Here is an 11,334-nt window from a genome sequence, read left to right as displayed (position 1 = left end):
TGTGGCCAATCTGAGGAGTTGAGCAATGAATATGAATCGCATTATCGACATGATCATCCGCCAGATCATGCGGCGGGTCGTCAACAAAGGAATCGACAAGGGTTTTGATGTGGCGGGCCGGATGGGAAAGCCGAAACAAAGATCGGCTGTGCCTCATGACTCGGGCGCAAATGACGACAGCAACCGTCAAGCCTAGCAGATAAGCCCGGCGCAGGGCGTAATCTGAACGTGCGCCGGTTCAAGAAGTGTTAACCAACAGCCTTGAAGTGTTTGGACAGTTTCAGCCCCTGTCCCTGATAATTCGACGCGATGCCCGCTCCATAGAGCTGTGTAGGCATTTCGGCCATCTTCTCATAGACCAGCCTCCCGACGACCTGCCCATGTTCCAGAACAAACGGTGCCTCGTGGCAGCGTACTTCCAGCACGCCGCGTGATCCCGCTCCGCCCGCCGCGGCGTGACCGAAGCCGGGATCGAAGAATCCGGCATAGTGCACCCGGAACTCGCCGACCATTGCAAGGTAGGGGGCCATTTCAGCCGCATACATGGGGGGAATATGGACCGCCTCGCGGCTGACCAGGATATAGAATGCGCCGGGGTCCAGGATGATACGGCCATCGGTGGTGCGCACCTCTTCCCAGTATTCTTGCGGGTCATATTCCCCAATCCGGTCCAGATCGATCACACCGGTATGCGGTTTGGCCCGATAGCCAACCAGATCAGTGTCGGGCAATTGCAGGTCGACCGAGAATCCCAGCCCATCCTGAATGACCGCCGGTCCGTCGACCAGTGGCGAGTCGTTGTGCAATGCGGTCAGTTCCGCGTCGCTGAGCACTGCCTGACCCTGACGAAAGCGAATCTGGTTCAGCCGCATGCCCGGTCTCACCAGAACCGAGAATGAGCGCGGACAGATCTCGGCAAAAAGCGGCCCGGTATAGCCTGCAGGTACGCGGTCAAACTCGGTGCCACCATCGGTGATCGTGCGGGTCAGAAGATCCAGCCGCCCGGTCGAGCTTTTGGCATTTGCCACCGCGCTGGTATCGGTGGGCAGGGCCAGCGATTCCATCAGCGGCACCAGATAGACGCAGCCTTTTTCCAGAACGGCTCCGTCGGTGATGTCGATGCGGTGCATCTCAAACTCGGCGAGACGATCCGCGACCGTACGTCCTTCGCCGGATAGAAATGAAGCGCGGACCCGGTAAGCAGCTGTACCTAAACGTAAATCAAGGCTGGCGGGTTGAATTTGCGCCGGGATAACCTCGGGGCTGGCGGTGATCTCACCGCGGCCGATCATCGCCTCGATCTGTTGGTTTGGGCATACACCTGTCATTCTGATCCCCTCTGTTGCCAGAGCGGGATCTGGCCAGTCTGCCATAAACGTCGGTGTGATTTGGTCGGGCTAGCAGGACTCGAACCTGCGACCTTCCGTCCCCCAGACGGACGCGCTACCAGGCTGCGCCATAGCCCGACGTTGAGGTGTTCATAAAGACTTTCCCGGCGGGGGCAAGAGGAAATCATCGCCTTTTTTCTTATCCTGCCGACCGGTTCTCAATTCGGTTGATGACAGCGCGCAAGTCCTTGGCGATTGGTGCAATCCGACGCAAAAGATCGTCGTCAAACTCGGTCCGTTCCCACGCTTGTGTGGCGATGCCGCCCATCAGGGGGGCTTCATCCAGATACTCGGGCGCAGGCTGTGATGGCTCTGCTTGTGGTTGCTGCGGGGCAGGCGGGGGCGTTTCGGCCTGAGGGGCTTGTTCAGCCGGAGCGGTTGCCTCGGCTACCGGGGCCGGTTCGCCCAGATCCAGATCAATCTGATCGCTGGGCGTGGCAGGCTTGGCGGAAAAGGGCACGACAACGGTATCATCTGCCGGGGCGCTTTCAGGCGCGGCGGGCTCATCCAGGCTGGGCGACAGCGAGGAAACATAGGCCACGCCTTGTTCACGCAGGATGCGTTGGACGCCTTTTATGGTGATCCCGTCCTCGTGCAGCAGCTTTTTGATACCACCCAAAAGGCGCATATCATTTGGCCGGTAATACCTGCGGCCACCCGCGCGTTTGACGGGTTTGACTTGGCTAAAACGGCTTTCCCAGAAGCGCAGGACATGAGCCTGAACGCCTAACCAGTCCGCAACTTCACTTATTGTGCGAAAGGCGTCGGGGGACTTGCTCATGACCGTTCCGTCCCGAATTTACTTGCGATTCCCTGCGGCGACGCGATCCTTCATCAGGTGCGACGGGCGGAATGTCAGGACACGTCGAGGCTGAATTGGCACCTCTTCGCCGGTTTTGGGATTACGGCCGATGCGGGCGGTTTTGTCCCGAACACTGAACGTACCAAACGATGAAATCTTGACCTGTTCACCTTGGACCAGTGCGTCCGACATGTGGTTCAAGACGCTTTCGACAAGCTGCGCACTTTCATTACGTGAAAGGCCAACCTCGCGGAAAACAGCCTCGCTCAGATCCATTCGCGTCAGTGTTTTTTCGCCCATACCATTTCCCCTGTTGATATCAGAGAATATGGTGATGGCAAATTCGCTGTCAATATCAATGAATTGCACGAGGCTGTGTAAGCCGTTTTGCGCCGGTTACCAGCGCAGAACCACTGCGCCCCATGCCAGGCCGCCGCCGATAGCCTCGGTCACGATCAGATCCCCGGTCTTGATCTGGCCCCGTTGTTTGCCCACTGACAGGGCCAGGGGAATCGATGCGGCGGACGTGTTGCCGTGATCCTGAACTGTCACGACAACGTTATCCATCGGCAGGCCCATTTTCTTGGCAGTGCCCTGAATGATGCGAATGTTGGCCTGATGTGGCACGATCCAATCGACGTCCGCGTTGGTCAGACCGGCACGCCCCAGGGCCGTTTCTGCGGTTTTGGCCAGCTTTTCGACCGCGTGGCGGAACACCTGATTGCCCTGCATCCGCAGATGCCCGGTCGATTGGGTCGACACACCGCCGTCGACATAGAGCAAATCCTTGTAGCGCCCATCAGAATTCAGGTCAGTCGACAGAATGCCGCGATCCTGCGCGGTTCCTTCGCTGTCCTGCAGCTCAAGAATCAACGCGCCGGCACCGTCGCCAAACAGCACACAGGTGGACCGATCTGTCCAATCCATGATGCGCGAAAACGTCTCGGCGCCGATGACCAGCACGCGTTTGGCCTGACCGGACACGATCAAAGCGTTGGCGTTGCTGAGGGCAAAGACAAAGCCTGCACAGACGGCCTGAACGTCAAACGCGAATCCATGGGTCATACCCAGGCGCGCCTGCACCATCGTCGCGGCAGAAGGGAAAGTCAGGTCAGCCGTTGATGTCGCCAGAATGATGGCGTCGATATCTTCGGCTTTCAGGCCAGCATCAGCCAGGGCAGCCAAGGCAGCGTTGGTCGCCAGATCGGACGTGGTTTCACCATCAGCGGCAAAGTGGCGGCGTTCGATTCCCGAGCGAGCTTTGATCCACTCGTCCGACGTATCTAGCGTCTTTTCAAATTCGGAATTCGGAACGATGCGCTCTGGCAAATAGTGTCCGACACCTACAACAACTGAACGGCCTGCCATTTGGGGGTACTGCCTTTATTGTTATTCGCCCGCCTTTGGCGGTACGTGCGCGGCATCTTGTGCAAGCTGGGCTGTCGATGCAACCCGTGCCGCCAATTTTTCGGCGAAACCGGACTCGGCCAGGGTAAAGGCCAGTTTGATCGCTGCCGAAACTCCGGTGGCATCTGCGCCACCATGTGATTTGACCACGGTTCCGTTGAGGCCAAGAAAGACACCGCCATTCACTTGGCGTGGGTCGATGCGTTTCTTCAACCGTTGCAGCGAGGTGATGGCCAGAACCGATGCGAGCCGGGACAGAGGGGAATATTTGAAGGCCTCGCGCAGCAGGTCACCGATCAGGCTGGCCGTGCCTTCGCCGGTTTTGATTGCGACGTTTCCGGTAAAGCCATCGGTAACAATGACATCCGCTTTGTCACCGGGAATGTCGCTGCCCTCCACGAAGCCTGCGAAGTCAAAATTCGCCTGCTCTGCGAATTCCGAGATCATCGCGTGGGCTTCTTTCAGTTCGGCCCGGCCTTTGTGTTCTTCGGTGCCAACATTCAGCAAACCGATCCGGGGCCGGTCCAGTGCCATGCCGTTGCGGGCATAAGACGCCCCCATCAATGCATATTGCAGCAGATCTTTGGCGTCGGCCCGCACATCGGCGCCGACATCCAGCATCACGTTAAAGCCCTGAGGGTTGCGCGAGGGCCACAGAATCGCGATGGCCGGGCGGTTCACGCCCGGCAATTTGCGCAAACGCATCATCGACAGCGCCATTAGCGCGCCGGTATTGCCACAGGAAACAGCGCCGTGGGCTTCGCCTTTGCGCACTGTTTCCAGCGTCGACCACATCGATGTCTGCTTGCCGCTGCGGACGACCTGGCTAGGCTTGTCCTCCATCGTGACCACGTCGGGGCAATCACGAAAAACGACGCGTCCCTGCAGGACACGCCGTTTGGCGACAAGTTTGCGCAACTTTTGCTCGGGCCCGTGCAGAACGAAGGCGATATCGGGGTTCTTGTTTGCCGATTTGGCAATGCCCGCAACAACAGTCGCGGGCCCCGAATCTCCGCCCATAGCGTCAACCGAGATGGTAATCCGTCCGGCTTGCGTGGGCTGTTCCGTCATGCCTTGGCCTACGAGTTATGAGGCTTAGGCCGCGTCTTCGTCCAGGTCGATTTCGTCGGCCTGAGCGACGACTTCACGGTCATCATAATGGCCGCAGGACGCGCAGACGTGGTGCGGGCGCTTCAGTTCGCCACAGTTTGCGCATTCGTTCGGGTTTGCAGCAACCAGAGCGTCATGTGCGCGGCGATTGTTGCGGCGCGACTTGGAAACTTTGTTCTGTTGGACAGCCATGGTCTCAACCTTTGTCTATTAAGGGTCAGCAGATTCGCTGCTGGCCGGGTTTCATTCTTCGTTTTTCTAGTGGTTTGACGCGCGTTTAGGGGACGGGCCCCGCAATGTCCAACCCAAATTCCGATGAGCGCGCGAAAATACTGCGATTCTCGGCATGTTCAAGCGATTTTTCTGGAGGCCTGCTATGACAGGAAATCAGACCTATGTCACTCGTCTTTTTTCAAAGCATCGCGCAAATTCGCCAGTCCGGCAAACGGCTTTGCGTCTTCGTCCGTCATCGCCTGTTTGCCCGGCTCAGTATAGCCGGCCTGTTCCAATTCTGCGCCATCCTTCCGTGGGTATTGGGGCAGGGCAAGCGACAGCGCCTCAATCATCACCGATGCGGGGTCGATTTCGGCGCCCAGTGCTTCGGTCTCATCGCCTTCGGGGATTTCGAATTCAGGCTCGTCGGGGTTTTGCCAGTCTTTCAGATAGACCCGTGACACAGGGATATCGATGCGCGTGGTTACGGGTTCAAGCGTCACGACACAGGGTTGAATCACCGTCGCCCCCAGTTTTCCGGCAAGAATCCAATCGCGTTTGCCTTGTGCCCTTACGTCACCCACAAAGCTGAGCTTGCGCAGGCCCAACAATCCCAGTTCGGTTTTGATCGCGTCCAAGCCCTTGCTATCGGGGCGCAGATCAAACGGCGTGGGCGCGTTTTGGGGCAGGTCGGCCACCCGCAGAGATGTATTAGTCGTCATTCGTGACCCTTTCGTGTGTTGAACCGGGGCTGCGGTTTATGTAATCGGATAGGGTCCGCAAGGTCCCAAGGCAAGAGGATGTAAATGTTGAAGGTTGTGAACAGGTTGAAACCGGCGTCCAAAAGGCTTGTCTTTGCGGCCTGTTTGGTTGCGGCTGGCGCTTGCACGCCAATCTTCAAGAATCACGGATACGTCCCGCCGGCTGACCAACTGGCCGAGATCAAAGTGGGCGTCGATACCCGCGACAGCGTTGTTGAAACCATCGGAGCGCCCAGCTCTGCCGGGCTGGTGAAGGATTCGGGTTTTTACTATGTCCGCTCTCGCGTGCGCCATTACGGTCCTAAGCGCCCCAAAGTGGTGTCGCGCGAACTGGTTGCGATCAGCTTTGACCAGCGTGGCGTTGTGCGGAATATCGAACGTTTTGGTCTTGAGGATGGATATGTGGTGGTACTGGACCGCCGCGTGACCGAATCCAGCGTTCAGAACCGTGGCTTCCTGCGCCAGCTGTTGGGCAATATCGGCAACTTCAACCCTGCGAACATTCCGGGCGCGAATTAAGTCTGCGCCGCCTCTTGCTACGGTCACAGGACAGTCACATGTTCTGTGGTAGAACCGCTGCAACATGAAGCAGGTCAGCAACCGCGGAGGATGCGACCATGGCATTATTGCTGGGCAAGGGCAGATACCGGGCTCGTTTGGCGCAGTCCCCACAGGATGTGGAGGCGGCGCAGGAACTGCGAACTCTGGCATTTGGGACGGATCAGATTGACCGGGATGAATTTGATCCGGTCTGCGCGCATATCCTTGTTGAAGACTCGCGCTCCGATGGACGGCTGGTGTGTTGTTTCAGAATGCTGACAATTGAGCACGGGGCCGAGGTTGACCGCAGTTATTCTGCCCAGTTCTATGACCTGTCTGCACTCAAAGGGTTTGACGGCCGCATGGTCGAAATGGGCCGTTTCTGCATTCACTCGGAATGGACAGACCCGGATATCCTGCGGGTGGCCTGGGGTGCGATGACCAATTACGTGGACCAGAACAACGTCAAGATGTTGTTCGGCTGTTCATCCTTTGCAGGAACCGAAACGGTCGAGTATCTGGACGCCTTTGCCATGTTGAAGCAACGGCATCTGGCGCCAAAGCGTTGGTTGCCGCGGGTCAAGGCCCCCGATGTATTCAAGTTTGCCTCTCGCCTGCGGCGTAGGCCCGATGTGAAAAAGGCGATGTTGCGGATGCCTCCTTTGTTGCGCACCTATTTGATGATGGGCGGCTGGGTCAGTGATCATGCGGTGGTGGATCGGCATATGAATACGCTGCATGTATTCACTGGGCTTGAGATCGGCGCGATTCCTCCGGCCCGTAAACGGTTGCTGCGCGCAGTGGTCCGGTAGTTTGAGTATTTTCGAAAACGTGAAACAGGGGCGTTGACGCTTTGTGTCCACCGGTTTAGCTGGCGGCATGGCGAGAATTCCTTTGTTGCAGATGTCCGGCATTTCCCTGACTTTCGGGGGCGATCCGGTGTTTTCGGGGCTGGACCTAGTGGTTCAGCCGGGCGACCGAGTCGCGTTGGTTGGGCGAAACGGGTCGGGAAAGTCGACCCTGATGAAAGTCATGGCCGGTCTAGTCGAGCCTGATCAGGGTGACATCGTGGTGCCGCCCGGAAAATCTGTTGGCTACATGGAGCAGGACCCCGGCATGGAAGGGTTTGCGACCTTGGGCGATTATGCGTCCAGCGAGTTGGAGCCGGGTGAGCTGTACAAGGTCGAACGCGCGGGCGAGGGGTTGAAGTTCGATCCCTCCCGCCCGATTGAAACCGCTTCGGGTGGCGAGCGTCGCAGGGCCGCATTGGCCAAGCTGATGGCCGAAGCGCCGGACCTGATGCTGCTGGACGAGCCGACGAACCATCTGGATATCGAAGCGATTGCTTGGCTGGAACGCGAACTGGGATCGACCCGCGCAGCCTTCGTTCTGATTTCACATGACCGTGCGTTTTTGCGCGCGTTGACCCGCGCGACGTTGTGGATCGACCGCGGCATGGTACGGCGGCAGGAGCAAGGGTTTGAGGCTTTTGAAACCTGGCGCGACAAGATTTGGGAAGAAGAGGATCAGCAGCGACACAAGCTGAATCGTCTGATCAAATCTGAAGCCAAATGGGCGGTCGAAGGTATCAGTGCACGGCGCAAGCGAAATCAAGGCCGGGTGCGGGCTTTGCAGGCCTTACGCGCTGAAAAGGCCGCGCAGATCAAACGTCAAGGATCAGCGGCAATGTCGCTGGAAGGCGGACCAAAGTCTGGGCGAAAAGTGATTGAAGCCAAGGGGTTGTCCAAGTCTTTTGGCGCGCAGCAGATCGTTCGGAACTTTGATCTGTTGGCACAACGTGGGGATCGCGTTGCCTTTGTCGGACCGAATGGTGTGGGAAAGACAACCCTGCTCAAAATGTTGCTGGGTCAGGAACAGCCCGACGAAGGAACAGTGACGCTGGGCACCAATCTTGAAATCGCGGTTTTCGACCAGGCTCGCGCGCAGCTGGATCCCGAAATGACCCTGTGGGATAGCCTGACAGGCGATCCCGAAATGCGGGTTTCCGGCAAAGCGGATCAGGTGATGGTCGGTGGCCAGCCAAAGCACGTGGTCGGATACCTCAAGGAATTCCTGTTCGATGATGCGCAGGCAAGAGCGGCCGTTAAGTCATTGTCAGGTGGCGAAAAAGCGCGTTTGCTGTTGGCGAAACTGATGGCCAAGTCCTCGAACCTTTTAGTGCTGGACGAACCGACCAACGATCTGGACGTTGAAACGCTGGACCTATTGCAGGAACTGCTCGACGACTATGACGGCACCGTCCTGCTGGTCAGCCACGATCGGGATTTTCTGGACCGGGTTGCCACCACAACGATTGCGATGGAGGGCAATGGCCGCGCGACCGTCTATGCGGGCGGATGGTCGGACTACATCGCGCAACGGGGTGACGTTGCCGAAAAGAAAGCTGAAAAAGCAAAGACTTCGAAGTCAAAGCAAAAGCAAGAAGCGCAGCCGAAATCCGGGCTATCTTTCTCGGAAAAGCATCGGCTTGAGAAGTTGCCTGCCGAGATTGCCCGCCTGGAAGCTGAAATAGGCAAGCTGGAAGAGCTTATGTCAGATCCTGAACTGTTCACCCGTGAACCGGTCAAGTTCCAGAAGGCGACCGAGGCGCTGGTCGAACGACAAGAGAAACTGGCCGCCGCCGAAGAAGAGTGGCTGGTGCTTGAGGAAAAGGCCGAAGGCGCCTAGCGGCGCGTCAACGGTCGGGCAGGGTTGCCGACAACCGTTTCCCCGGCCGCGACGTCTTTGGTTACAACGCTGCCTGCGCCAATAATGGCGTTGTCGCCGATGGTGACGCCGGGCATCACGATGGCACCTCCGCCAACCCAGACGTTTCGGCCAATGGTCACCGTTATCCCGATTTCCAAACCTTTTGCACGCTCAACGGGGTCTTTGGCGTGCTGCGCGCAATAGATCTGTGCGTGTGGGCCAAACATTGTGTCATCACCGATCTGAACCTGCGCGGTGTCCAAAATTACGCAGCCCGCGTTGAAATAGACACGCGCGCCGAGGCGGATATTAAGCCCGTAGGCGCAATGAAACGGAGCCTCAAGTAAGCAATCTGGCCCGACGCGAGCGAACAACGCCTGCAACTCGGGCGCCATGGCACCCCGGGCATCTGGCGGGCAGGTGTTATGTGCGTGGACTGCGTTCCGGGCACGGGTGCGCAGCGCCTCAAGTTCCGGGTCCAGGCAGTTATACCACTGCCCAGACTGCATCTTTTCCCGCTCTGTCATGGGACAGGCTTAACGCATACGAAGGGCTCCGTCGATGCGGATGACTTCTCCGTTCAAGTAGCCCATCTCGACAATGAAGCCGGCCAACCGCCCGTATTCTTTCGGATCACCCAGACGTGCAGGGTTTGGGACATCTGCCGCCAGTTGTTGTTGAACCTCTTCGGGCAGACCGGCCAGCATCGGAGTCATGAAAATCCCTGGAGCGATGGTCATCACGCGAACGCCGGTTGAGGCCAGATCGCGCGCCATCGGCAGCGTCATTCCCACGACACCGCCTTTCGAAGCTGCATAGGCCGCCTGTCCTTTTTGTCCGTCGAAGGCTGCGATTGAGGCCGTGTTGATGATCACCCCGCGCGCGCCGTCCGGTTCGGGTTCGTTCTTAGCCATTTCAGCTGCGGCCAGGCGCGAGACATTGAACGTACCCACTAGATTGATGTCGATTGTGCGCTGAAACGCGTCCAAAGGGTGGGGACCATCCTTGCCGACTGTCTTGATCCCATAGGCGATCCCGGCGCAGTTCACAGTGGCCGTGATGCGACCCATCTTGCCCTTCGCGTGCTCGATTGCCGCCGCGACTGAGGTTTCGTCTGTCACATCGGTCTGAGCGAAATGCCCGCCGATGTCTTCGGCAACCTTAGGGCCACGCTCGGCGTCGCGATCCAGGATTGTAACCTGTGCACCGTGTTCGGCGAAATGACGGGCGGTGGCCTCTCCCAGGCCCGAAGCGCCACCCGTGATGACTGCGGCTGATTTTGACAGTTGCATTATGGCGACCTCTCAAGATTTTGACAATTTTCCGCCTCATTTAACTTGGCGGCTTGGGTAGATGTTGTATATTTACGCCAAGAGATCGTCACAACTAGTGCCGTGATCATTGTAACGAGTTGTGGCGAGCCTTCATTAACGCATCTTTAGCGGGAACTTACCTGCGCTTCATTTGCGGCTCCCACAGTGTAACCGAAGACCCTGACGCACTTGGGTATTAAGGCGCAAGGAGCTAAGTGATGCGAATTAAACTGAAATCCACTGTTTCGGCATTGGTAGCCTCTCCATTCATAGGAGCTATGATCGTAACCTCTGCGTATGCTGCGACGGATGTATGCAACGCGAGAACCGCGCGGATAGCAGCCAACGCCGGCGACTATCAAACGCTGTGTGAATGTACGCACGTGACACCCAGTTTTTTGAAGCGGCTGCAAACACGGTCAGATTTCGAATCAACACTAGCTTTTACTGGTGAACAATGCCCGGGTTTGGCCGTATTGTTGACGGATTTGGAGACAGCTTCAGTCCGCGGAAATTCGGCGGGAGGTGGCGAAGATCGGGACAGCGATCAATTAGCACAAGCGGACCCAAGCCCGCGCGGTGAGTCTGGTTCTGGCGATACTAGCAGCGGTCCTACCGGAGGCAACAACAACGGTGGTGGAAGCAACAGCCCAGGTGGCGGTGGCGGAAGCAACAGCCCTGGCAGCGGTGGCGGGAGCGACAGCCCAGGCGACGGTGGCGGAGGCGACAGCCCAGGCGGCGGTGGCGGAAGCGACAGCCCAGCCGGCGGCGAAGATGGCGGCGGCAACGATGGTGGCGGCGATGATGGCGGCGGCAACGATGGTGGCGGCGATGATGGCGGCGGCAACGATGGCGGCGGCGACGATGGCGGCGGCAATGATGGTGGCGGCGATGATGGCGGCGGCAACGATGGTGGCGGCGATGATGGCGGCGGCAACGATGGCGGCGGCGATGATGGCGGCGGCAACGATGGTGGCGGCGACGGCAGAGGCGGCGGCGAAGGCGGCGGCGAGGGCGGCGACGGCGAAGGGGGCGGCGAAGGCGGGGGAGGCGGCGGCGACGGCGAAGGTAGCGGCAAAGGCGGCGAGCGG

At 58.5% G+C, this 11,334-nt stretch carries 14 protein-coding genes and 1 tRNA gene; 5 read left to right on the top strand and 10 right to left on the bottom strand.

The window, feature by feature from the left end:
• The first annotated feature begins 25 nt into the window (after nucleotides 1–25).
• The gene (locus DK510_RS22755) at nucleotides 26–196 is read left to right on the top strand and encodes a hypothetical protein (RefSeq protein WP_159089934.1); all 171 of its coding nucleotides are present in this window, start codon (nucleotides 26–28) and stop codon (nucleotides 194–196) included.
• A 52-nt stretch (nucleotides 197–248) separates the two neighbouring features.
• Here DK510_RS22755 and DK510_RS06010 read toward each other — a convergent pair whose 3' ends face one another.
• From DK510_RS06010 to DK510_RS05975, 8 genes are all read right to left on the bottom strand, one after another.
• Entirely contained in the window at nucleotides 249–1,328 is a 1,080-nt protein-coding gene (locus DK510_RS06010; protein ID WP_109311465.1) for a 2'-deoxycytidine 5'-triphosphate deaminase, read from the bottom strand.
• Between the two features lie 61 nt (nucleotides 1,329–1,389).
• Nucleotides 1,390–1,466 (bottom strand) — tRNA-Pro (locus DK510_RS06005).
• A gap of 61 nt (nucleotides 1,467–1,527) precedes the next feature.
• Nucleotides 1,528–2,169 (bottom strand): MerR family transcriptional regulator, encoded by a 642-nt coding sequence (locus DK510_RS06000; RefSeq protein ID WP_109311338.1) that lies wholly within the window; start codon nucleotides 2,167–2,169, stop codon nucleotides 1,528–1,530.
• Between the two features lie 18 nt (nucleotides 2,170–2,187).
• Nucleotides 2,188–2,490: an integration host factor subunit alpha gene (ihfA, locus tag DK510_RS05995; RefSeq protein ID WP_058274526.1), complete on the bottom strand. Its 303-nt coding sequence runs from the start codon at nucleotides 2,488–2,490 to the stop codon at nucleotides 2,188–2,190.
• A gap of 96 nt (nucleotides 2,491–2,586) precedes the next feature.
• Nucleotides 2,587–3,558: a beta-ketoacyl-ACP synthase III gene (locus tag DK510_RS05990; protein WP_109311337.1), complete on the bottom strand. Its 972-nt coding sequence runs from the start codon at nucleotides 3,556–3,558 to the stop codon at nucleotides 2,587–2,589.
• Between the two features lie 21 nt (nucleotides 3,559–3,579).
• Nucleotides 3,580–4,668, bottom strand: coding sequence for a phosphate acyltransferase PlsX (gene plsX / locus DK510_RS05985; RefSeq protein WP_058277573.1), 1,089 nt, complete (start codon nucleotides 4,666–4,668; stop codon nucleotides 3,580–3,582).
• A 24-nt stretch (nucleotides 4,669–4,692) separates the two neighbouring features.
• Nucleotides 4,693–4,899: a 50S ribosomal protein L32 gene (rpmF, locus tag DK510_RS05980; RefSeq protein ID WP_037316137.1), complete on the bottom strand. Its 207-nt coding sequence runs from the start codon at nucleotides 4,897–4,899 to the stop codon at nucleotides 4,693–4,695.
• Nucleotides 4,900–5,105: 206 nt separating this feature from the next.
• Entirely contained in the window at nucleotides 5,106–5,642 is a 537-nt protein-coding gene (locus DK510_RS05975) for a DUF177 domain-containing protein (RefSeq protein ID WP_058274498.1), read from the bottom strand.
• An 84-nt stretch (nucleotides 5,643–5,726) separates the two neighbouring features.
• Between DK510_RS05975 and DK510_RS05970 the strand changes: the two genes are divergently transcribed.
• The 3 genes from DK510_RS05970 to DK510_RS05960 all read left to right on the top strand — a co-directional run bounded on the left by DK510_RS05970 (nucleotide 5,727) and on the right by DK510_RS05960 (nucleotide 8,909).
• Nucleotides 5,727–6,200, top strand: a complete 474-nt coding sequence (locus tag DK510_RS05970) for an outer membrane protein assembly factor BamE (protein ID WP_109311336.1) — start codon at nucleotides 5,727–5,729, stop codon at nucleotides 6,198–6,200.
• A 98-nt stretch (nucleotides 6,201–6,298) separates the two neighbouring features.
• Nucleotides 6,299–7,033, top strand: a complete 735-nt coding sequence (locus DK510_RS05965) for a GNAT family N-acetyltransferase (protein WP_109311335.1) — start codon at nucleotides 6,299–6,301, stop codon at nucleotides 7,031–7,033.
• Nucleotides 7,034–7,100: 67 nt separating this feature from the next.
• Nucleotides 7,101–8,909: an ABC-F family ATP-binding cassette domain-containing protein gene (locus DK510_RS05960; protein ID WP_109311334.1), complete on the top strand. Its 1,809-nt coding sequence runs from the start codon at nucleotides 7,101–7,103 to the stop codon at nucleotides 8,907–8,909.
• Here DK510_RS05960 and DK510_RS05955 read toward each other — a convergent pair.
• Nucleotides 8,906–9,439, bottom strand: a complete 534-nt coding sequence (locus tag DK510_RS05955; protein ID WP_234998949.1) for a sugar O-acetyltransferase — start codon at nucleotides 9,437–9,439, stop codon at nucleotides 8,906–8,908. The two genes, DK510_RS05960 and DK510_RS05955, sit on opposite strands and share 4 nt — an antisense overlap.
• Nucleotides 9,440–9,466: 27 nt before the next feature.
• The gene (locus DK510_RS05950) at nucleotides 9,467–10,222 is read right to left on the bottom strand and encodes a 3-hydroxyacyl-CoA dehydrogenase (RefSeq protein WP_109311332.1); all 756 of its coding nucleotides are present in this window, start codon (nucleotides 10,220–10,222) and stop codon (nucleotides 9,467–9,469) included.
• Nucleotides 10,223–10,461: 239 nt separating this feature from the next.
• On the opposite strand from DK510_RS05950, the gene DK510_RS22750 reads away from it, so the two are divergent.
• Nucleotides 10,462–11,334 (top strand): hypothetical protein (locus DK510_RS22750; RefSeq protein ID WP_200833218.1); only part of this gene is annotated, 873 nt, incomplete at its 3' end.

The organism is Ruegeria sp. AU67, assembly GCF_900312795.1.
GTDB lineage: Bacteria > Pseudomonadota > Alphaproteobacteria > Rhodobacterales > Rhodobacteraceae > Ruegeria > Ruegeria atlantica.
Note: the sequence above shows the minus strand (reverse complement) of the source record. Positions and strands in the feature narration are given on the sequence as shown.